The organism is Hymenobacter volaticus (genome assembly GCF_022921055.1).
In the GTDB taxonomy this organism is placed as follows: domain Bacteria; phylum Bacteroidota; class Bacteroidia; order Cytophagales; family Hymenobacteraceae; genus Hymenobacter; species Hymenobacter volaticus.
This window is the reverse complement of sequence record NZ_CP095069.1, coordinates 58,306-80,876: the sequence shown is the minus strand read 5'-3', so window position 1 is coordinate 80,876 and position 22,571 is coordinate 58,306. Positions and strand designations below refer to the sequence as shown.

The 22,571-nt window shown below is 51.6% G+C and carries 14 protein-coding genes and 2 pseudogenes; 11 read left to right on the top strand and 5 right to left on the bottom strand.

What is annotated here, in order from left to right; all coding sequences use genetic code 11:
* The first annotated feature begins 167 nt into the window (after positions 1 to 167).
* From MUN86_RS30420 to MUN86_RS30405, 4 genes are all read left to right on the top strand, one after another.
* Positions 168 to 1,787 carry a Na+/H+ antiporter gene (locus MUN86_RS30420; protein WP_245127667.1) on the top strand — a complete coding sequence of 540 codons (1,620 nt, stop codon included), beginning with the start codon at positions 168 to 170 and terminating at the stop codon, positions 1,785 to 1,787.
* Positions 1,788 to 1,876: 89 nt separating this feature from the next.
* Positions 1,877 to 2,743, top strand: coding sequence for an AraC family transcriptional regulator (locus MUN86_RS30415; RefSeq protein ID WP_245127666.1), 867 nt, complete (start codon positions 1,877 to 1,879; stop codon positions 2,741 to 2,743).
* Positions 2,744 to 2,922: 179 nt separating this feature from the next.
* Positions 2,923 to 3,783, top strand: a complete 861-nt coding sequence (locus tag MUN86_RS30410; protein WP_245127665.1) for an SDR family oxidoreductase — start codon at positions 2,923 to 2,925, stop codon at positions 3,781 to 3,783.
* Between the two features lie 439 nt (positions 3,784 to 4,222).
* Positions 4,223 to 5,152 (top strand): helix-turn-helix domain-containing protein, encoded by a 930-nt coding sequence (locus MUN86_RS30405; RefSeq protein WP_245127664.1) that lies wholly within the window; start codon positions 4,223 to 4,225, stop codon positions 5,150 to 5,152.
* A gap of 299 nt (positions 5,153 to 5,451) precedes the next feature.
* Here the strand turns inward: MUN86_RS30405 and MUN86_RS30400 are convergent, their stop codons facing one another.
* Positions 5,452 to 6,162 (bottom strand): carboxypeptidase-like regulatory domain-containing protein, encoded by a 711-nt coding sequence (locus MUN86_RS30400; RefSeq protein WP_245127663.1) that lies wholly within the window; start codon positions 6,160 to 6,162, stop codon positions 5,452 to 5,454.
* Between the two features lie 1,094 nt (positions 6,163 to 7,256).
* Between MUN86_RS30400 and MUN86_RS30395 the strand changes: the two genes are divergently transcribed.
* The 4 genes from MUN86_RS30395 (at position 7,257) to MUN86_RS30380 (ending at position 11,315) form a co-directional block, all read left to right on the top strand.
* Positions 7,257 to 7,688 carry a hypothetical protein gene (locus MUN86_RS30395; protein ID WP_245127662.1) on the top strand — a complete coding sequence of 144 codons (432 nt, stop codon included), beginning with the start codon at positions 7,257 to 7,259 and terminating at the stop codon, positions 7,686 to 7,688.
* A gap of 46 nt (positions 7,689 to 7,734) precedes the next feature.
* A complete protein-coding gene (locus MUN86_RS30390) occupies positions 7,735 to 8,097 on the top strand; it encodes a hypothetical protein (RefSeq protein ID WP_245127661.1) in 363 nt (120 codons plus the stop codon).
* Positions 8,098 to 8,540: 443 nt separating this feature from the next.
* A complete protein-coding gene (locus MUN86_RS30385) occupies positions 8,541 to 10,844 on the top strand; it encodes a molybdopterin oxidoreductase family protein (RefSeq protein WP_311182690.1) in 2,304 nt (767 codons plus the stop codon).
* A gap of 12 nt (positions 10,845 to 10,856) precedes the next feature.
* The gene (locus MUN86_RS30380; protein WP_245127660.1) at positions 10,857 to 11,315 is read left to right on the top strand and encodes a molybdopterin oxidoreductase; all 459 of its coding nucleotides are present in this window, start codon (positions 10,857 to 10,859) and stop codon (positions 11,313 to 11,315) included.
* Positions 11,316 to 11,406: 91 nt separating this feature from the next.
* Here MUN86_RS30380 and MUN86_RS31545 read toward each other — a convergent pair whose 3' ends face one another.
* The 4 genes and pseudogenes from MUN86_RS31545 to MUN86_RS30365 form a co-directional block, all read right to left on the bottom strand.
* Entirely contained in the window at positions 11,407 to 11,694 is a 288-nt protein-coding gene (locus MUN86_RS31545; RefSeq protein ID WP_502592250.1) for an SLAC1 family transporter, read from the bottom strand.
* Positions 11,695 to 11,738: 44 nt separating this feature from the next.
* A pseudogene (locus tag MUN86_RS30375) lies at positions 11,739 to 12,394 on the bottom strand (tellurite resistance/C4-dicarboxylate transporter family protein).
* Positions 12,395 to 13,431: 1,037 nt separating this feature from the next.
* On the bottom strand, positions 13,432 to 14,355 hold the full coding sequence (locus MUN86_RS30370) for an alpha/beta fold hydrolase (protein ID WP_245127659.1): 924 nt from the start codon (positions 14,353 to 14,355) through the stop codon (positions 13,432 to 13,434).
* A gap of 401 nt (positions 14,356 to 14,756) precedes the next feature.
* Entirely contained in the window at positions 14,757 to 15,620 is an 864-nt protein-coding gene (locus MUN86_RS30365) for a helix-turn-helix transcriptional regulator (RefSeq protein ID WP_245127658.1), read from the bottom strand.
* A gap of 1,055 nt (positions 15,621 to 16,675) precedes the next feature.
* Between MUN86_RS30365 and MUN86_RS30360 the strand changes: the two are divergent.
* The 3 genes and pseudogenes from MUN86_RS30360 to MUN86_RS30350 all read left to right on the top strand — a co-directional run bounded on the left by MUN86_RS30360 (position 16,676) and on the right by MUN86_RS30350 (position 22,420).
* A pseudogene (locus MUN86_RS30360) lies at positions 16,676 to 17,763 on the top strand (efflux RND transporter periplasmic adaptor subunit).
* Between the two features lie 33 nt (positions 17,764 to 17,796).
* Positions 17,797 to 20,985, top strand: a complete 3,189-nt coding sequence (locus MUN86_RS30355) for an efflux RND transporter permease subunit (RefSeq protein WP_245127657.1) — start codon at positions 17,797 to 17,799, stop codon at positions 20,983 to 20,985.
* Complete coding sequence (locus MUN86_RS30350; protein WP_245127656.1) at positions 20,978 to 22,420, top strand: TolC family protein; 1,443 nt, start codon at positions 20,978 to 20,980, stop codon at positions 22,418 to 22,420. Before MUN86_RS30355 ends, MUN86_RS30350 begins: the two co-directional genes overlap by 8 nt.
* Positions 22,421 to 22,571: the final 151 nt, after the last annotated feature.

The window sequence follows — 22,571 nt, the reverse complement described above, 5'->3', positions numbered from 1 at the left end:
CAACTATGTAGAGCAAGCTAAGCCTAGGTTCAGCCGAGTAAACTGAAATTAATAGCTAGTAAGCCACCGACACTTAGACAGATTGGTAGGCAGAATTTGTAAGCGAGGAAGTACCTTGTTGAGGTCTAGGTTCGAGCTTTCGTTGCTTTCACTTCCGCTGCCTTTGTATGCAAGAGCTTTTCTTCCAATTCGTTTACCTGATATTGATTGTTTTGGCGTTGGTCATGGTGGCCAATAGGCTCCGGTTGGCTTATCCAATTGTGCTGGTGCTAGGTGGCTTGGCGCTTAGCTTCACAGGGCTGTTTACCAACCTGACCATTAATCCGGAGATAGTATTTCTGATTTTCCTGCCTCCGTTGCTGTACGAAGCGGCTTGGCAGGTGTCGTGGAAAGAGTTTTGGAAATGGCGCCGCATTATTGCCAGCTTCGCGTTTCCGATTGTCATCATCACCTCCTGCATTGTGGCAGTGGTGTCCCAGGCCCTGATTCCGGGTTTCACATTAGCGCTAGGGTTTCTGCTAGGTGGCATTGTCTCGCCGCCCGATGCTATTTCGGCTACCACCGTCATGCGGCAAGTGAAAGTGCCGAAGGTGCTGGTAAGCGTAATTGAGGGCGAGAGTTTGCTCAACGATGCATCCTCGCTGATTGTATTTCGGTTTGCGCTGGCGGCCGTGCTTACCGGGCAATTCGTGTTCAGTCAAGCCGCCACGAGTTTCTTCTTGGTGATTGTATTGGGTACGGTGATTGGCGTGGCGTTGGGCTTCGTGTTCTACACCATTCACCGGTGGCTGCCCACTACTCCGAGTATCGACGTAGCCCTGACCCTAGTGACGCCTTACAGCATGTATTACGCGGCCGAGCACTTTCATTATTCTGGGGTGCTGGCCGTAGTGAGTGGCGGGTTGCTGCTATCGAGCAAGCGCAATACCATGCTCACCTATCGGAGTCGCATCGAGAGCGTGAACGTGTGGACGGTATTAAGCTTCATCTTCAACGGCTTCATTTTCCTGCTCATTGGGCTGCAATTGCCATCCATCACGCAGCAACTCGGCAACATCACCCTCGGCCGGGCTATTGGGTATGGTCTGCTTATTTCGTTGGTTCTTATCGTTACCCGGCTGCTCTGTGCGTTTGGCGCAGCACTGTTTACCCGGTTTGCTAGTCGCTTCATCACCGTAGCTGATGCCAATCCGGGCTGGAAACTGCCAATTATCACTGGTTGGGCCGGCATGCGTGGCGTGGTGTCGCTGGCCGCGGCGTTATCTATTCCGCTGCTTACGCCGCAAGGACAGTCTTTTCCGTACCGCGACCTGATCTTGTTCATCACCTTCGTGGTCATTCTGGTGACGCTGGTATTTCAGGGCTTGACGCTGCCTTGGCTGATTCGCAAATTAAATCTAGACGACAAATACACTACCATCCCGGAAGAGCGTCAAGAACTGCTGATCCAGAAAAAGCTTGCTCAGCTCGCCCTCCGCTACTTGGAAGAAAACCACGGACCAGACACTGCCCAAAACGACTATTTGCATAACCTGCGCATGCGCTTGCAACTTGATGAACGCTTTCTGGTGCAGCAGTTGGAAGAAGGAGGTCATACTCGAGAAGAAGCGCTGCAACACTTTCAGCACAGCTATCTGAAACTGCTGAATCAGCAACGCGACCTGCTGCATAACATGAACCACCGAGCAGATTTCGACGAAGAAGTTATTCGTAAGTACTTAGCCCTGCTCGACCTGGAAGAATACAAGGTCCGGGAAAAGCTGCCCCAAGAAGTAGCGTTGCAGTAGCAGTAGAGCCTAACGCTTAAAGCGAACAATCAGCGAGCAGGATAGTCTTGTCTTATAGCTACCTTACACTCACCCGCCGACCACGCGCCATGAACAATCAGATTCCGACGTATCAGCTGCACATGTTTGCCTACTATGACGAGGCAGCTGCGGAGGTTTTTTGCCCTGAGTACCATGCCGGAGGGAAAGCAGGCGCACCCATCTCTGTTCCATACCGCAGCGACTACTACAAAATCAGCCTCTGCCTGCGCGGAACGGCCGAGCTGAAAATAAATCTACAGACCTACGTTGTCGGCCCTGGCTGCTTGGTGTTGGTAACGCCCCACATTATCAAGCAATGGACGCACATCTCCGACGATTACGAAGCACTCTCAGTCTTTTTCACCAGCGAGTTCATCACCACCAATAATGCCCACGTGGGAAAGCTCGGTTTCTTGCTGAACCCCATAACCTACGTGTTGCCTCTCTTAGCACCAGAAGCCGCCAATATTGCCACTTCCTTCCGTTTTCTGCAGCAGAAATATCGCACTCCGCACGCAAGCCGTAGGGAAATCGTTAAGAATATTATCAACGGGCTGTTGTATGAAGTAGGCGCCTTATACGACCAGAAATCCGTCCCGCTTCCCGTAGCGCACTCAAGGAGCCAAGGACTGACAACGGAGTTCAAGCAATTAATTCAGGTACACAGTGCGTCGGCGCGCACTGTCGCGTTTTACGCAGACAAGCTCTGCATCACGCCAAAGTATCTGACGGAAATAGTGCGGGAAGTAACCGGAAAAACTGCCAGCGACCTGATAGCCGAAGCTGTAGTGCTGGAAGCGAAAGCTCTGTTGCAAACGACCACGCTGCCAATGCACCAGATAGCTGAGAAGCTGCATTTTATCGATCAGTTCGCCTTTAGTAGGTTTTTCAAAAAGAGCACAGGCCTTTCGCCCACGGCCTATAAACAAGCTTAGTGCTGGAAGCTGCCGCTGTTTAGCCAAACTCTGCCGCCTTCCGGCCATGTTGCTAATGCGTGCTTGCTGAGAAATTTGCTAGTGCAACAGCAAGCGTTCTACTACCTGCTCATCGGCCGTGCAGCAAGTAGCAAAGACAGTCGTTGCGACCTTTTGTTCAACCCGATAAGACTGTTCGTATGATTTTGGTAACTGGTGCCACTGGGCACTTAGGCCGAGCCGTGCTACAAACGCTCGCCAATAATACTGCTCCTAGCAACCTAGCCGCCTTGGTGCGCGACCCCGACAAAGCCGCTGACCTGCAAGCCCAAGGAATAAACATTCGTGTGGGTGATTATAGTGACTTGGCTTCGCTGAAGCAAGCAATGCAGGGCGTGACTAAGGTGCTGCTGATATCGGGTGGCGGAGAGTCTGACGCCCTTCAACAGCACTACAACGTAGTAGATGCTGCCCGCCAGGCAGGTGTGGAGTGCTTGGCTTATACGAGTCGTGCACTGAAAGACCGTAGCACGCTCACTAACCAGTTAATGGTGCGGCACTTCCAGACGGAAGATTACATCAAAGCTAGCGGCCTAGCCTATGTTTTATTTCGCAACATTCTGTATATGGAAGCCCTACCGCAGTTTACGGGCCCGCACGTGCTATCCACTGGCATTACGTTGCCTGCGGGTGAGGGCAAAGTAGCCTATGCCTTGCGCAGTGAAATGGGGGAGGCCATTGCGCACGTGCTACTGGAAAACAGCAACACTAATAAAACCTACTACCTCACTGGTAGCGAGGCGTATTCTTTCCATGATGTAGCCGCCGCCTTGACTACCCTGTCCAATAAGCCCGTGACCTATACTCCCGTGGAAACTGTCGCGTTCGAGGAGCAGTTGCAAGCTCGTGGCTTACCAACTGTTGTTATTCCGCGCATTGTGGGCTTCATGACCGATATCAAAAATGGGCAGGAGGAAATAGTAAGCTCGGATTTGGAACAGCTACTTGGTCGCAAGCCTACAGCTCTACTAGACGGAGTAAGAAGAATATTCAATCTCTAATCACTTAGGATTTCAGTTGCAGTCACCCTTGGTACTATAGATGAAGCTAGATGCAGTGGTAGCTAAAGGAGTGACTGCCGTCTCGTAGTGTAACAAGACATTATGGATGTAGATCATGGTGCGCCGTGGTTAGGTAGAACCTAGCTCCGGCGCACCTGTACCTAACACTAGGCAACCTTGATTTGCCTGCCAGCCTAAACGGTTAGGAAGTGGTATATCTCTGCGACAGCATTAGCTAGGACCAGAAGGAAAATTGCCTGTTGTGTCTCTGTCCGGTTAGCTATAAAACCCAAATATCAGTTGGTAGGCTAAATCAGTAGCGAAAGGGTCTGTTGATATCAACTCTTGGAATCTCGCTCGATAAGAGCTAGGAAATTGGCAACAGCAATATGCAGTATAGTGAAGGATCAAATATATTTGATTTTTACAGCTGCTAATTATGAAACCTAATTCGCTCGAAGAGTTTTACAGTAAAATGGCTGCTAGTGACGGCGCGCCTACCAGCGCGTTGCTGCCTCCTGGAGTTCAGCAGGAAATAGGGCATTTCAACGTCTTTCAAATAGCCGATCTGATTGCCAATTACCGCCATCGGCCACCCATGACCTTCGACCGGCGGGCCTTCTATAAAATCAGTTTGATTCGCGGGCGCAGTCGAGTAGAGAGTGCTGACAAGGTGATAGATATTGCGCAGAACGCTTTGTGGTTTGCTACGTCGCGGGTGCCTTATCGGTGGCTACCACAGGATCTAAACCAAACCGGTTACTTCTGCATCTTCACCGATGAATTCCTGCTGCCCGCCAAGAGTGGAGTGGTTCTAGAAGAACTACCGATTTTCCAGCTAGGAGCCTACCCGGTGTTGGAGGTAACCAATACTGATTACGCGGCCATTGAGACCATTTTTAAAAAAATGGCGCAGGAAATATCCTCCGGTTATGCTTACAAGTACGATTTGCTGCGTACCTACCTGTTGGAGCTAATTCACTTCGGGCAGAAGCTGCAGCCAGCCCCGGTCTTGGCCCACGCCCCTAATGCTTCGGCCCGGGTGACAGCACTGTTCGTCGAGCTACTAGAACGACAATTTCCGCTGGAAACTCCGCAACAGCAGTTGCGTCTGCGCACGCCCAAAGATTATGCCGACCAGCTGGCCGTGCATGTCAACCACCTCAACCGGGTGCTCAAGCAAACCACTGGCCGCACCACTACCGACCTGCTCAGCAGCCGGCTGGCGCAGGAAGCTAAAATCTTGCTTAAACAAACCAGCTGGACTAGCGCGGAGATTGCCGACAGCCTCGGCTTCACCGATGTGGCCCACTTCTGTCACTTTTTCAAGCGTCAGACTGGTCTAGCTCCGAGTGCCCTCCGGAGCTAGATCCATTGTTTGAATTAGACAGTAAAAGGCTCGAAGCGCACATGCCTTGAGCGAGCGAAAATTGGACGTTATTGGTAGCTAGAAATAAAGAGACTATTCTCAAGTTTTGCCTCTTAGCTGAGCTGTAATTGTTGCACCTAGTAGTTATAAGTAAGCTAAACACTAGAAGCGAATAGAAACGAGAAAGCCCACTAGCAAAACTAGTGGGCTTTGTATACCGGAAATTCAACTAACAGTTAACTGCTGATAGAACTTGTAATAGAATCCTAGTAATAGTTTAAGGAAACTTAAGTTGAAGCTTAGAACTGCCACCAATGGTGTTTCTTGGTTTGCTCTTGGCGGGGCAACAGGGTCACGTTCTGCGTGCCGCGGCCGGTGAGCTTGATTTCCTCCTCGCTGTAGCCGGCGTAGCCGTACTGCAGCACCTGGGTTTGGGCCAGGGGCACGAGCAAGGTATAGTTGCCGGCGGCATCGGTGCTCACGCCCCGGCCACTGACTTTGTCAATGACGGTTGCCCCGACCAGCGGCTGGCCGTTCTCGTCGAGGATGCGGCCGCGCACGCTGCTCAAGCGCAGCGTTGAGGCGGCACTGGCAGCGCTGGCACTGGTGCTGCTCTCGGTAGAGGCCAGCAGCTCGGCGGGCAGTTCGGTGGCCGTTACGGTGGTGATGGCGTGCTCGTTGGTGGGCAAGTTGGTGCCGGCAAACACAGCCCCGCCGAGCAGGGCACTGCCCGCGACTAGCGAGGTAGCGCGGCGGCGCAAGCGCTGGGGCTCGGTGCGGATGAGCTCGAACTGGCGGGCCACCCAGCCCAGGGGCTGCACCTGATGGCCGGCCTGGTTAAGTTCGTAGTAGCGGCGGAGCGTGGCGTCGCCGTGCTGGCTGTTGGCTTTGAGATAGGCGTCGACGGCAGCCGTGTTCTTGCTGGTCAGGTCGCCGCGCAGATAGGCGTCGCGATAAGTCGGGAGCAGGGCGCCGGTAACGGGGTGAAAGGGGTGAGCGCTGAGTTTCATAAAAGATAGAGCGAGCGGTGTGGTAAGTGATTCAGAACAGGACAAAGATAGAGTACTGAATTGCACTTATTTTCATACTATTTATACGAAACAGGTAAATTCATATAAGGCTTTATACGGGCTATTTCAGATGAAACACTCTAATTCCTCTTCCAACAAAGAGAATCTTCAGATGAATAAAGTCATATCATAGCTTAAAAGTTAAAAACTGGTTTTAAAAGTTCTTTTAATAATCATATGATATAGTTTCAATTATAGAATTTAAGTAGAATGTGTCCCAATCTTGGAAAACTCCATGATGGGTTTTATTTAAGTTTTTATATAACTAATCAAACAGTTTAACAACTATTGATTCAGGATTCAATAAATATAACTTTATAATTTTTAATTATAGTTTTGTAAATAATTCGTCTAACGACTAGAATGCTTTTCTGTATAACAAGTTAATTACTGGCTATTCTCATTACCGATAAGCACAAACAGTTGATACCTTATCTTAATGCATGCTCACTTCTACTTCAAAGCTCTATGTTATTCCTAAGGCTAATATTCTTGCGATTTGCAAAGTCCAGCGGCTTTATAGTTCAAAACGTCATTTAGAGTATTGCTGAAATTTAGGTGCCTACTAAATCTCGCGTTCTTACTATTAGCTATACCAACAAAGCAGTTTGAAAGCAAGTCATATGGAAAACCTATACTGCTCTCTGTGACTGGCTTTCTACACAGTTAAATTGCTCATTGTATAGTGCTCCCAGTAAGAATATTTGACAAGCAATAGAGCTTAGTAAAGTGCAGTAAGCTTAAATTGAGCAGCAATTGAAAACATGCAAAATTTCTGTAGACTCAATTCATCGAGATTAAGCTGCTATTCGTAGTGAAATTAGTTTTACTGACCGTAATTACCTTATTACCCCATTCCGGGTCTGCTATCTTTGATTCGTTCTCGAAAATAGACTTGATAAAGTTCTATAAACAAAGCTTTTCTCTTCAACCTTTAGTAATTAGGATTCTTGTAAAAGCTATAGACTTGTTCTTGCGCTTTTAGTTGTCTGACTGAAACCGTTTTCTGGTAGTTACCCTGCTTTATCTCCTGCATGCAGTTCCCTTTTTTAAACCGTCTCAGCCTCCGCAAAGTTACGGTCGGTACTTCCAATGAGGCTGGTCAACAGGCCCGCATCGTGTTAGATCAGTTGCTTGAAGAATTACCCGACCTGCTTATGAGTTGTGTGGTTGAAGTGCCATCGGGCCGCGTAGTTGCCTCCTACACGACAACGGCGGCGCTTAACCCAAATCAAATAAGCTTACGCTATGCAAAACTGCTTAGAGCAACTGATATAGCCCTTGCTGCCCGGCACATCCCCGGTGGGCCGCTGACGGAAATGGCGTTGCTACTTGATGAGCAATTGCACTTAATAAAGCCAGTGCAAAATGGACAAAGTTATTGCTTTCTGGCTGTCCGCTTAGCCGATACCAACTTGGCAATGGCTGCTGAACTGTTACGTCGCCTTACGGCTCCGCTTGCTTAACCTTCACCTTCTTTTATTTCCCTTACTTTTTACCTCATTTTACGTCATGTCATCCCCTAAACAAACCATTAAAGAAATTCTTGACGAGCTCCCCACCCTGCTCGCCGTTGCTGTTGTAGAAACCGAAACTGGTATGGCCCTGGCCTCTCATTCCAATATCGCTGATTTCGACATTGATACAGCCGCTGCTTACAACACTGAAGTGGTAAAGCAAAAGTTGAAAGCTATTTCAGCTCTTAAGCTTAATCAAACCATTCAGGATATTCTGCTGACACTGACGGATCAGCTGCACGTAATTAAGCTCTCGGCTAAAGGTGACAAGTTTATCTACCTAGCCGTTAACGCCCGCGACACCAACTTGGCTGTTGCTCGTCAGATTTTGAAATCGCATACTGCTGTTCTGAATTAATTCTCAGAACTCAAGTGAAAGCTCGTTGGATATCCCAGCGGGCTTTTTGGCGTTGTAAGTGAAAGGATTATCTCGTCGCTAAATGGTGTAGAATGTAGTATGAGTACTGGCATGCTTCCTCGCTTTCTACGAGCTCATATTAAAGAAAACTCACTATATAACGTGTAGTTCTACCTAGTTCGCACGACGTGCAATCAGCAAACCCAAGTTCGTTTCTAAGTATACTAAAGGATATTTAAGTAGTTTAGTTAGGGTAGCAGTAAAAGAGAAGTAAGCTTTCATACGATGTGTGTTTGCGCCTTGGAAACGAGGTATCAAAATTAAATTAAGATTAAAAAATTTCTCCTTTTTCAGGATTATTTCCGTAGTAGGCACAATCCAGTTTCTTGTGCTTGAGCTGACTATTGCTCGGGCCGGGCTACATTAACCCCTACCTACGCTATATGATCCAAACCCGCGACAGTATTCAAGACATTTGGGGCCCTCGCCTCGGCTACGAAGGTCAATGGTCGGTACGCGTTGACGAGCGGCTTGAAGTAGAACCGGACCATTGGGTGCAATCAGCTTGCGTTTTATGTTCTAATGGTTGCGGTGTGGATATTGGAGTGAAAGAGGGCCGCATTGTGGGTGTGCGGGGTCGGGCTGTCGACAGCGTTAACCACGGCCGACTGGGGCCTAAAGGGTTAAATGGATGGGTTGCGAATAACAGTCCTGACCGGTTGACCAAACCGCTGATTCGTCGCAATGGCCAGCTGGAAGAAGCAACCTGGGACGAGGCCATGAACTTGATTGTGCAGAAGTCCAAAGAGCTGATCGAAAAGCACACGAGCAGTTCCATTGGGTTCTACACGTCCGGGCAGCTGTTTCTAGAAGAGTATTATGCCTTGGGTATTGTGGGTAAAGCCGGTCTTGGCACTCCCCACATGGACGGTAATACCCGCTTATGTACAGCTACCGCGGCGGCCGCTCTGAAAGAGTCATTCGGTTCGGATGGCCAGCCCGGTTCTTACTCTGACCTGGACACCACCGAAGCCATTTTGCACGTCGGCCACAACATTGCCTCGCAGCAAACCGTGCTTTGGATGCGGGTACTTGACCGCTTAGCTGGGCCTAATCCGCCCAAGCTGGTGGTTATTGATCCTCGTGCGACTTACACCGCCGAAAAAGCTACTGTACACTTGGCACCTCGGGTGGGCACTAACGTGCCCGTGATGAACGGACTGCTACACCTCATCATTGAAGCCGGCCATATCAACCAAGAATACATCGACGCGCATACCATAGGCTTCGAGGAGCTAAAGCAAGTGGTAGCCAAATGGACGCCGGAGCGCGTAGAACAGCTAACGGGCGTACCCGCTGCTAAGCTGCGCGAGGCCGCTCACATTCTGGGTACTTGCAATACTTTGGTTTCGACGGCTTTGCAAGGCGTTTACCAATCGATGCAGGCTACGGCAGCGGCGGTGCAGGTCAACAACTTGCATTTGTTGCGCGGGCTTATTGGCCACGATGGCAGCGGCATCTACCAAATGAATGGCCAACCCACAGCCCAGAATACGCGGGAGTGCGGCGCCGATGGCGACTTACCTGGCTTTCGCAACTGGAGTAACGAAAAGCACATTCAGGAGCTAGCTGACCTGTGGAACGTGCACCCGGATCAGATTCCGCATTGGGCGCCGCCTACGCACGCCATGCAAATCTGGCGTTACTGCGAGCAGGGTTCCATCAAAATGCTTTGGATCAGCGCCACTAATCCGCTGGTTTCAATGCCCGATCTGGACCGGGCGCGCAAGATCTTGGCCAAGGACGACCTATTTGTGGTGGTACAGGATGCCTTTCCCACTGAAACTACAGCCTTGGCGGATGTGGTATTGCCGGCCGCTATCTGGGGTGAAAAAACGGGTTGCTTCACCAACGTAGGCCGCACAGTTCACATCTCCCATAAAGCCGTTGATCCACCGGGCAAGGCACGTTCTGACTTCGACATTTTTGTGGACTACTCTCGGCGCATGGACTTCCGCGACAAAGATGGCAAGCCACTGCTCACCAGTACCTGGCAAACCACCGAGGATGGCTTTAACGCCTGGCGCGAATGCACGCGTGGCCGCCCTTGCGACTACACTGGTCTCAGCTATGCGAAGCTTACGGGTGGCTCAGGAATTCAATGGCCCTGCAACGAGCAGTATCCTGATGGCAAAAAGCACCTCTATGAAAACGGCGTATTCAGCACCGATGTTGACTATTGCGAAGACTACGGCCACGATCTAGAAACTGGTACCCCCCGTTCCCAAGACGATTACAAGCTACTCGACCCCAAGGGCAAAGCCTTCCTCAAAGGGATAGACTACGAACCGCCCCACGAAAAACCCGACGCGCAATACCCGCTCTGGCTCACCACGGGCCGGGTGGTATTCCACTTCCACACACGCACCAAAACCGGCCGTTCCCGCGAATTACAAGAGGCTGCGCCCGACGCTTACGTTCAACTCTCAACCGAAGACGCTGCCCATTACGGTATAGTTGAAGGAGACATGATAGAGGTAAAGTCGCGGCGGGGCAAGGTACAAGAGCCCGCTCGCGTGGGCGACATCGAGCCGGGGCTAATCTTCGTTCCCTTTCATTATGGCTACTGGGACCAGGACGACCGGCCGCGTGCGGTTAACGAATTGACTCTAACTGAATGGGACCCAATCAGCAAGCAGCCCCACTTCAAGTATGCCGCCGTGCGTATTCGCAAAGTAAACGCCTAATTCTGCTTCACTATGCACCTTCCTTATTACCTGGGCCTGCTTGAAAACAGCGAAAAGCAGCTAACGGAAGCCTTCGAATACGTAGCTAATCACCACCACGACGAGCCTGATATCGAGCAAATGTGCCAAAAGCTCTCAGCTTGGTCGCGGGAGCACCACGGAAAGGTGCAGGGGTTTGTCGAAAAGTATTCCGAAGAAAAAAGCAACGAGCCAAGCAAGTTAAAGCGTGACCTGTTTGCGGAACCACGCAGTAGCAGCCTGGCCCTGCTGCGCGACTTACACGACCTTTGGCTATTGGTTCAGGAGGTACAGTTGTGCTGGGTTGTAATTCAGCAAGCAGCTCTAGGCCTACGCGACGAAGAGTTAAAAGCCTGCTACGCGTTCTGCAGCGCCCGCACCAAGCGCCAAGCTGAGTGGCTCTTAAGCCGCATTAAGCAAGCTGCGCCGCAAACGCTCTTGGTAGCAGAATAGAGTAGTACATTGGTTAATTGAGCGAAGGCGAGGCTTCCACTGACAATTGCCGTCAACGGAAGCCTCGCCTTTTTATAGTAGCCGAATGCCACTACGTTTGTGCTGGCGACGAACTTTGATTTGGGGTCAAGTAATGAACCAGCATGCCGGTCAGCGTCAGGCCCCATGCTAAGAGTGCCAGCCAAATAAAGCTAGAAGAAATGGCGCGCAAGGCAGGTAGCGGCAAGGCAATAGCTAAGCGACCAGTAGCGGCCGCGTACATGCCCACAGGGAAAACCATGCTCCAAGAAGAGGGTTGGTAGGAAAAGTTCGGACGCGCGCGCAAGTGGTGCCATCCACGTAAAACCACTACAAACGGAATCCACCAAGTGCTCAGCACCCAGAACAATACGCTCCATCCTTTCACGAACCCAGCCGCATTAGCTAGGCCTGGACTATGGGGAGAATACCCAGCAGCGTTGCTCCGGCCAGAACTGTAATGGCGCTGCCCCCAACGCTAATCCAATACGTAGCGGTAACTTCCTGTACCTCCACTTGCTTGAAGGTCAGTCGATAAAACAGGAGTGTACAGAGCACGACGTAGAACAAACTGCCTAACAAGAACAAGCACAGCACCAGAAACGCGCCCACATCAGTAGGGAACGCCAGTGTAGGTGCTAAACCGGCCCCAGCACTGCCAACGCTTGCGTGGAGACGGTTATGAGCAGCCAATTGGCGCCGAGGCCAGTTTCTAGCTCGGGTTTGTTGTCGCGCAACGTTACGCTAATCAGAAACCCATATAAAAGCAGCAGCCAACAAAGTGCGCCAAATCCCCACAGCGCCAGCCCTACTGCCTCATTGCCGCATAGTTGCACAAATTGATTGCCTACCAGGCAGGTGGCTGCAACCAGTGCCAGGAAGTTGGGCCCCTGTTCGTGAGAAGTTAATTCGGCTATAACTGCGCCAGTAAAAAGTAGCACTCGCGCCAACAGCAGTAATAGAAACAGCGGGTAGAGCAGCAGATTCAGGTAAAAGAAGCTTTCGGCCAGCCACGAAATATGCTGCGCGTGCGCGGCCAACGAAATGATACCCGTGGCCATGATAAGAGTGAAGTACGCAGGCGGAAACTTCTCTACAGTTGACTTCCACATAAAGTGTTGATTTTGCACTTACGTATACGGCCAGCAATAAGCGCAAGGGTATGATGTGGTAACTTCCTAACCTGGCAACGAGCAGCTAGTGTTAAGTCACAGATGCTGTTCTGGTTTCTACCAGTTAGGTCCAGTCTAGCTGGCTGTCCGAAAACTGGCCTGCCTGACAGCTAACATCATTTGTAGCCCAAAGCAATACCGCAAAACGCCGGAAAGGGACACCAAGAAGGCTGCTCGCTATTTCGAAGCAAGAGATGGTTGATGATGGGCTTGCCTATACTCTCCAGACGTGTGGTCTGCTAACCTTGAGATAAGCGAAGTGCTGGTGCTATTTCAGTAAGCGTGGTGCCATGGGCACAAAAAAACCTGGTCAGTTTGTGGCCAGGTCTTTTTGTGTTCTGAATCACTGGGCTACATCTTGGTATGCCTCAGCTCGGCAAAGGTAAAACTTTTCTAGATTAAGCTCAACTGTAATCTTGTGCATCCTGTTTGAGCTGATAGACATTCAGACGTTAACTATATACTAAGCTACATATCCTTAGCCTAAGAACACGCCATCTTCTAGGGGCGTAGCTAGCTGATTACTAGAATAGAAGACCGTTGTTTTGTCGCCTAATCTGTTCATGGCAAGGCCGCAATTATTCAATTGTTAATTTTCTTATTTGATAATAATATTAGGCGATAAACTCGCAGAGTCAACCGGGGTTTGACTTAGTAAAGACAGTTGTTAGATGGCAAGGCTGAAGGTGCGCAAAGCCAGCAAGAACTTCATTAAAGCCTTTGGAATTGCTCAAAAGCAATGTTTTCCGGTAAGGAGCACGACTTGCTGCTGAGAACCGCGGAAGGACTTGAGCTGGTCTGAGCTAACCACGTAGTTGTTCTGACCCGTAACGAATAGCACTGGCAATACTAAAGTTGTAGCGGGGATGGAATACATGCCAAGCGCTAATGAGCAGCGCTAGAGTGCTTTTCCTGTGCGCTACTTATTAGTGCAGAAAGCGTAGGACGGCCTCTAGTACTTGGGTAGGATTTTCCTCGAACAGATAATGCCCACTGTTTGAGAAGTCAAGCACCTCGACATTATCAGCTATGGCAGGCAAACTCATATTCATATTGCTGTAGGCCACATAGCTCCCGATTCCTAAAATTGGCGTGGTAAGGCGGGAGTAGGTTTTCATGTCCTCTATGTCTTGGTTGAATGTTTGGTACCAACCATTGGCGGCTCGGATATTGGCGGGGTGGTTGTACACGGTCGCGTATGCCTGCCGGTCAAATTCCGTCATGTGACGCTCATCAATCATTACGTATTGAAATAACCAGTCTAGCACGTAGCGGAAACGACCCGCTAGCAGCTGCTCGGGCAACTCCTTGATCTGGTTGAAGGACATCCACCACATGTAAGGATTGTTGCCATCCATTTTCGCCTCGAATGTGCCGGGAGCTGGCAGCATCGACATGTAGCGCATGCCTTCACTCGGATGGCCGCTATCCAACAAAACCACTTTGTGCGTGGCCGCAGGATAATTAAACGCAAAGCTCATGGCCACCATGCCGCCAATGTCATGGCCCAGCAACGATACGGTAGGCAGGGCCAGTAACTGCGTCAGAGCATACACGTCCTGAGCCATGGTTTTTTTATCATAGCCTGTTTCGGGCTTGTCTGAGCTGCCCATTCCGCGGATATCGAGGATGATAACACGATAGTGCTGGGCCAACTCTGAAGCCACAGGATGAAAAGAATACCAGGTTTGCGGCCAGCCGGGCAAGCAAATAAGGGGGTGTCCACTACCGCCTTCCACATAGTGCAGGCGCACACCATTGACGGTAGCATAGTGGTTGGTGAAACCAGGAAATTTTGCGAGCAAGGCCTCGTCTGAGTAGGCGGCAGGAGCTTCTAAGGTTGGTAGCATCAGGTATTAGGTGAACTGTGAGAGATTCGAGGTTAGGAGCAACTGGACTGCCCTACCTATTTAGTAAAGCAAAGGTCCTCTTAGCCTACCCGGTTCCTCTCTTATTTCTTGCTCACTTCCATCGAATTCTTGCTCTTCTTCTGCCAGCAAGTCAATGCGTTCACAACACTCAATAACAACCCCGTAGCTAGGTGAAAGGCACTCTTTGTGCGGTAATCAGTCCATAATGGGCATTATAATCCGCTACAAGTACGCCGCCAAATTGCTTGGAAACTTCGGGGCACGGGTCAGCTAGGTTGCCGGTCAAGACAGTTGGGCGCCGATCCGCCAATCTTAAATGGTTGGCAGCAACTTATTTGCTAGAAAGGCAGGGCCATTCGGCCACAGTCCTCAACTTGAGATTAACGCCGCTGAAACTCGCGCGGTGTACACCCAAAGGCCCGCTTGAACGCGGCCGAAAAATGGGTAGGTGAGGCAAACCCTAGCGCGTCGCTGACGGAGGCAATGGGCAGTTCATCGGTGCGTAGTAGCTGTTGGGCCCGTTTCATTTTCCACTGTAACACGTACTGATAGGGCGTAGCGCCGGTCGTTTGCTTGAAGCGGCGGGCAAAATGAAATACGCTCAAATTGGCCAAACTCGCCAGCATTTGCAGGCTAATCGGCTGTTCGGCAGCTGCTTCTAGGTAGGCGTCAAGTCGTGCCAACACCGCGGCAGACAGCCGGGAGCCTGTGCCCCCAACGCGCTGCTCGTAGCTGGCATGGTGCTCGATAAGATGATAACAGAGCGTGTTTGCCAACGACTCGACGTACAACCGCCCGAGCGTATGCTTGGCGTTGCTGGCAGCCAGAAGCTGCCGCCCTAGCTGAGTTAGGAGTCCGTCCTCGAATCGGAACCGCTCGTGCAGGGCAAAACGCGTCAGGTCTAGGTCATGGCGGGCCCTTGCTTCCAACGCCTGGGCATCGAGGTGCAAGTGAATGATGTCGGTGGGGCCGTCCCAGGCAATGGGGCCGTACTCGCCAGCAGGATAAAGACCCGCGTCGCCAGCGCCAAACAGGTCTTCGTCGAAGCGGCGGCCGCTGTGGCGCTGCGAACGGATGGGCTGCTGCCCCTGATGAAGCAGTAGCAAATGATGCTTGTGGAAATGCGCAGGCATAGCCATGGCCTCTAGTTGATAACGCTCTACTCGCAGCCCCGGCCAGGCCTGCGATACGCTGGTTTCCACAGCCTGCAGGCCATACATCTCGGAGCTGTACGTGTATTTCATTGTATCAAAGGCAAGTGTATACTATCCCTCAGGAGCCACGAAATGTTTAAAAAAGCCAGCACAAAGTATGCGCCGAAAGCTCCCTGGTGTAGCCCAGGTTTATATTTCGTGAAACAGGACGACAGCTAAAGTATTGATTTCAGTAATGGTGCCTTAGTATCATAATCGGTATCTGCCGGTGCAATGTTTGAAGCTATTTCAAGAGCTAGCACGAAGGCCTTCCCAAACTAGGCTGCGTGTACAGTAAATTAAAAAAGACCGTCATGCTGAGCGCAGCCGAAGCATCTCGCTCAAATCTTTACAGAGGTATTGTCATGCTGAGCGTAGTCGAAGCATCTCGCGTGCTGACATCAGGAATAGTAAAATGATTTACCACACTAGCGAGATGCTTCGACTGCGGCTACGCCTTCGCTCAGCATGACAACGGAGTGGTTTGGCAACGTCATCTGTACGACCTCAGCACGTGAGATGCTTCGGCTTCGTTGCATTGCATTCCGCATGACGGTCATTTCAGTTAGGGCTTGTTACAAAACGTCTACTGTCTACACGCCCAAGTAGAATTTGATACACAACAGCGTAGTGGCCGCATGTTTTTGCAAGCATATTTCTACTTCCGCTGGCTCGCAAAAGCGTGGCTAAGCTCTTGAAGGTTAGAGGTATAATTAGAAAAAGTGCCTCTTAACACTGTAGAGGTAAGTTTACTTCATACCGTCTTCATATTCCGAGGAGAGTTTTGTATCGCTCAGCCTATAACACCAGCGATAGAGCATCGGTATCTCGCCTCGTTTTGCCGCCGCGCATCGCACTAATACGCCGCCTTCGCTGGCATTTACCAGCCGGCTGCACAGTGAAACAGATTATAAAGCATGTATAAACATAGTAAGCTACTCTATCCATCTACTGCATTGCGTGATTTGGCAACAACAGCTTCTCAATTACCAGCAAGCCAATCGCCAAAAAAACAAACCGAGTTATCGGTTACCGCCGGCTCAGGCAATTCCCATTCAGCACACCTCCTCCAACACACATCTTCTAAGATCACCACTAAGGTTCTCATGAAAAGAACGTTCATGCTCATGCTCATGGGCTGCAGCGTCTTGTATTGCTCTACAAGCTGCTCTAAGAAAGAAGAAGAAAAGGAAGAGGTAACCAAGTTTTTGGTTACCAGCCCCTGCAAAAAGACACGACCATCACCAAGGATTACGTGGCGCAGATTCATTCCATCCAGCACATCGAGATGAGGGCGCTGGAAAGAGGTTATCTGCAGAAGATTTTTGTAGACGAGGGACAGTACGTTGAAAAAGGACAGATGATGTTTCAGATCATGCCGATGCTCTATCAGGCAGAATTGAAAAAATCGCAGGCCGAAGCCAAGTTCGTCAACATCGAGTATCAGAACACCAAGAAGCTAGCCGACAACAACGTGGTGTCACCCAACGAGTTAGCCTTGGCCCAAGCCAAGCTCGACAAAGCGCAAGCCGAAGTGTCGTTGGCACAAACGCACCTGCAATTCACGGCCATCAAAGCGCCATTCAGTGGCATCATGGACCACTTCCAGGCTCGGTTGGGTAGCTTGGTTGACGAGGGCGACTTGCTGACAACTCTTTCGGATAACAGCAAGATGTGGGTGTACTACAACGTGCCGGAAGCGGAGTATCTGTCTTATAAGGCCCACGCACAGACCGGCAACAACATGCACGTTAAACTACGGATGGCCAACAACGAGGTATTCGACGAGACTGGCGTAGTGCAAACCATCGAGGCCGACTTCAACAATGAAACCGGCAACATTGCCTTTCGAGCCACTTTCCCCAACCCTAAAGGGCTGCTCCGCAACGGCGAAACCGGCAGCGTGCTGATGACAGTGCCGCTTAAGCACGCCCTGATTGTGCCACAGAAAGCCACGTTCGAGGTGCTCGAGAAGAAGTTCGTGTACGTGGTGGACAAGAAGAACGTGGTGCACCAGACGGAAGTGGTGGTGGCATCGGAAATGCCGGACCTCTACATCATCTCTTCGGGTCTGAAAGCAGACGACAAAATCATGCTGGAAGGCATCCGCAAAGTGAAAGACGGGGACAAAATCAGCTTCAAGTACCAAGAACCGAAGTCGGTTATCTCGCACCTGAAAGTGTACTCTGAATAGAGGCACCTCATCACAGCCACGAACAACTAGATAATGTTCAGTAGATTCCTTCGCCGCCCCGTGTTTGCCATCGTTATATCGGTGGTAATCATGTTCCTGGGTATTCTGGCCATCAATACCCTGCCCACGTCCCAATTCCCGGAGATTTCGCCGCCCATGGTAATGGTGAGCACGGCGTATCCGGGCGCCAGCGCTAAGGTGCTGACCGAATCGGTGCTTATCCCGCTCGAGCAGGCCATTAACGGTGTGCCGGGCATGAAGTACATGACCTCCGACGCAGTTAGCGCCGGGGAAGCCAACATTCAGATCGTCTTCAAGCTAGGTACTGACCCCGAGCAAGCGGTGGTGAACGTAAACACCCGTATCGCGCAGATTCTGAACCGTTTGCCGGTGTTGGTGCAGCGTGAAGGCGTAGTGGTAAACCGCGTGGTGCCGAACATGCTGATGTATGTGAACCTCTACAGCAAAGACAAGAATACCGACATGCGGTACCTCTTCAACTTCGCTGGGGTGAACATGCTACCCGAAATTCAGCGTATCGACGGTATTGGCCGGGCCAGCATCTTGGGTAGCCGCCAGTACGCCATGCGCGTGTGGCTGAAGCCGGACCGCATGCGCGCCTACAATCTGTCCGTTGACGACGTGATGGAGGCCCTGAATGACCAGAGCGTTATCGGCTCGCCGGGCCGTATCGGCCGCTCGGATGGTAAAGAGGCTTCAGCACTGGAATACGTGCTGACGTATAAAGGCCGCTTCAATGACGTGGAGGAGTATAAGAACGTCATCATCAAGGCCAACTCCAACGGCGAAACGCTGCGCCTCAAGGACGTAGCCAATGTGGAGCTGGGCTCGGAGTTCTACGACATCTATTCCAACCTAGATGGCTATCCTTCGGCGGCTATTATGCTCAAGCAAACCTACGGCTCGAACGCTAGTGAGGTGATTAAGAGTGTGAAAGCCAAGCTCGAAGAATTGAAGAAAACCATGCCGCCCGGCATGGACTACAAGATCAGCTACGACGTGTCGAACTTCCTCGACGCCTCCACAGAGAACGTAATTCATACCCTGCGCGATGCCTTTATTCTGGTAGCCCTGGTGGTGTTCCTGTTCCTCGGCGACTGGCGCAGTACGCTCATCCCGATTATTGCCGTGCCGGTGTCATTGGTCGGTGCCTTCATTGCCATGCAGGCATTCGGGATGACCATCAACATGATTACGCTGTTTGCGCTGGTGCTGGCCATCGGTATTGTGGTCGACGATGCCATTGTGGTCGTGGAAGCGGTGCACGCCAAGATGGAAGAAAAGCACCTATCGCCCTACGGAGCGGTGCGCGAGGTAGTGGGCGAAATCAGCGGTGCTATCATCGCCATTACCATCCTGATGACGGCCGTATTTGTGCCGGTAGCCTTCATGAGCGGTCCGGTGGGTATTTTCTACCGCCAGTTCTCGATTACGATGGCCTCGTCTATTGTCATTTCCGGTATTGTGGCCTTGACCTTGACGCCGGTGCTGTGCGCCATGATTCTGAAGAACACGCACGGCCAGCCCCGCAAGAAGACGCCCATCAACCGCTTCATCGACTGGTTTAACCGCGGGTTTGAGCGCCTGACCGGCCGCTACACCACCCTGTTGGAAAAAGTGGTGGACCGCCGCGTGTTCACCTTCGCTATTCTGCTTGCCTTTGGGGTGGGCATCTTCGGCATCTCGTCGACGCTGCCTACAGGCTTCATCCCGGCCGAGGACCAAGGCATGCTCTATGCCATTATTCAGACGCCGCCCGGCTCAACGCTAGAACGCACCAACGCCTTGTCGCAACAGCTCTCGAAGCTTGCAGAAAATGTGCCGGGCATTGAAAGCATTTCGAGCTTGGCTGGTTACGAGGTACTCACCGAAGGCCGCGGCTCCAACGCCGGTACGCTGCTCATCAACCTCAAGCCGTGGCATGAGCGTAAGGAGTCCATCCACGACATCGTGGAGAACCTAGAGAAAAAGGCCAAGGAAATTCCCGGCGCGACCATCGAATTCTTCGAGCCACCGGCAGTACCCGGCTACGGCGCGGCAGGTGGTTTCCAGCTGCAGTTGCTCGACAAAACCAGCACCGGCGACTACAAGGCACTGGAAAAGGTGAACGAGGACTTCATGGCCGAGTTGAAAAAGCGCAAGGAACTAGCTGGCCTGTTTACCTTCTTCTCGGCTAACTATCCGCAATACGAGCTGCAGATCGACAACCAGTTGGCTATGCAGAAAGGCGTGAGCATTGGCAATGCCATGAACACGCTAAGCATCATGGTAGGCTCGACCTACGAGTTGGGCTTTATCAAGTACCAGCGCTTCTTCAAGGTGTTTGTGCAGGCTTCGCCGGAGTACCGCCGCTTGCCCAAGGACATTCTGGACATGTGGGTGAAAAACGACAAGGGCGAGATGGTGCCGTTTTCAGCCTTCATGAAAATCGTGAAAGGCCAGGGTGCCAACGAAATCAACCGCTACAACATGTACCCCACGGCCTCCATTCGCGGCGACGCTGCCGCGGGTTACAGCTCGGGTGAGGCCCTCAAAGCAGTACAGGAAGTAGCCAAGAAAACCCTGCCCCGTGGCTACGACATCGACTGGGGTGGCTTGTCGAAAGACGAGGTGTCGCGCGGTAACGAGGCCATCTATATCTTCTTGGTGGTGTTAGCCTTCGTGTACTTGGTGCTAGCCGCGCAGTACGAAAGCTTCTTGTTGCCGCTGGCCGTCATCTTGTCTTTGCCGGCGGGTATCTTCGGCTCGTTCCTGCTCATCAAAACGCTGGGCCTGGCCAATAACATCTACGCCCAAGTCGGCTTGGTGATGCTGGTGGGTCTGCTTGGTAAGAACGCCGTACTGATCGTGGAATTTGCGGTGCAGAAGCACGAGGAAGGCATGTCGATCCGTGATGCGGCTATTGAAGGCGCTAAGGTCCGTTTCCGCCCGATTCTGATGACCTCGTTCGCCTTTATTGCCGGCCTGATTCCGCTGGTGTTGGCTACCGGCGCCGGGGCTATTGGCAACCGCACTATTGGTACGTCGGCCCTAGGTGGAATGCTGTTCGGTACCGTTTTCGGGGTAATCATTGTGCCCGGCCTGTATTACATTTTTGGCACTCTTGCCGCCGGCCGCAAACTAATTGGGGATGAAAACGAGCACCCCCTCTCAGAATTCGAGCCGCATGTTTTAGTTGAAGAAGTTGAGACTCATGCTTAAGAAACGTATTTATCAAAGCCTGAGCGCGGCCCTTCTAGCGGTAGCAGCAGCGGCGTGTACAACGCCGGGGTTGGTGGCAAGAAAAGAGAGCCGCAACGTGCCGGCTAGCTACTCCACCGCCACTGCTAAGGATACAACCAGCACCGCCACGCTTCGGTGGAAACAGTTTTTCACCGATCCGAACCTGATTGCCCTGATTGATACGGCGCTGCAAAACAATCAGGAGCTCAATATCGCCCTGCAGGAAATCCAGATTGCCCGCAACGAAGTGCAAATCAGAAAAGGCGAGTACCTGCCTTTTGTGGGCTTGGGTGCCAAGGCCGAAGCCGAGCGCCCGGGGCGGTACACGCTACAAGGCGCCACGGAGGAAAACATCAACATCCAGCACGATAAGCGCACGCCCGACCCGTTGCCAAACTACCAGATTGGGGCGGTGGCTAGCTGGGAAGTGGACATCTGGCATAAGTTGCGCAACGCCCGCGCCGCAGCCGCCAACCGGTACCTAGCAACCGTTGAAGGCCGGAATTTCACAGTCACCAACCTGATTGCCGAAATTGCCAATTCCTATTACGAACTGCTGGCGCTCGACAACCAGTTGGCCATCACTCGGCAGAACATCGAGTTGCAAAGCAATGCCCTAGAACTGGTGAAGCTGCAAAAGGAGTCGGCCCGCGTGACGGAGTTGGCAGTCCAACGCTTTGAAGCGCAGGTGCACAACACCCGCAGCCTGCAGTACAACATACAGCAGCGCATTGTGGAAACCGAAAACTGGATCAACTTCTTGGTGGGCCGGTATCCGCGACCAATAGTGCGCAACTCCGACTCGTTCAACGATTTGGTGCCGACTGTTGTGCAGGCAGGAGTTCCGGCGCAACTGTTGCAAAACCGACCCGATATCCGGCAGGCCGAACAGCAATTGGCGGCTACAAAACTGGACGTGAAGGTGGCCCGAGCCAACTTTTATCCAGCGCTACGCATCACCGGCACCGCAGGGTTCGCCGCTTTCAAGCCTGGCTTGTTGTTCTCCACGCCTGAATCCATGCTGTACTCTTTGGCCGGTGATTTGGTAGCGCCTTTGGTTAACCGCAATGGCATCAAAGCGGTGTACGGCAACGCCAACGCCGTGCAGACGCAGGCAGTGTACAACTACGAGCGGACCATACTTAACGCCTACGTGGAGGTAGCCAATCAGCTTGCCAACATCAATAACCTGGCCCAGAGCTACGACGAGAAAGCCAAGGCCGTACAGGCCCTCAACCAATCGAGCACGATTTCTAGCAGCCTGTTCCGCTCCGCCAGAGCCGACTATACCGAAGTGTTGTTCACGCAGCGCGACGCCTTGGAGTCGAAGTTCGATTTGATTGAAACCAAAATGCAGCAACTGAACGCTACGATTAATGTATATCGGGCATTAGGTGGTGGTTGGAAGCAATAAGTAACGCCTGTTCTTGCCCCGTCTCCGATACAGGCAAGAAAAAGCACAACAGCAAAAAGCCCCTTCTAGTGAGGGGCTTTTTTTGTAGCCAGGAAGCGAAATAGGCTTCACTAAGTTTTGCAGCGTTTCAACCTGAGTTTAGTGTCAGCCG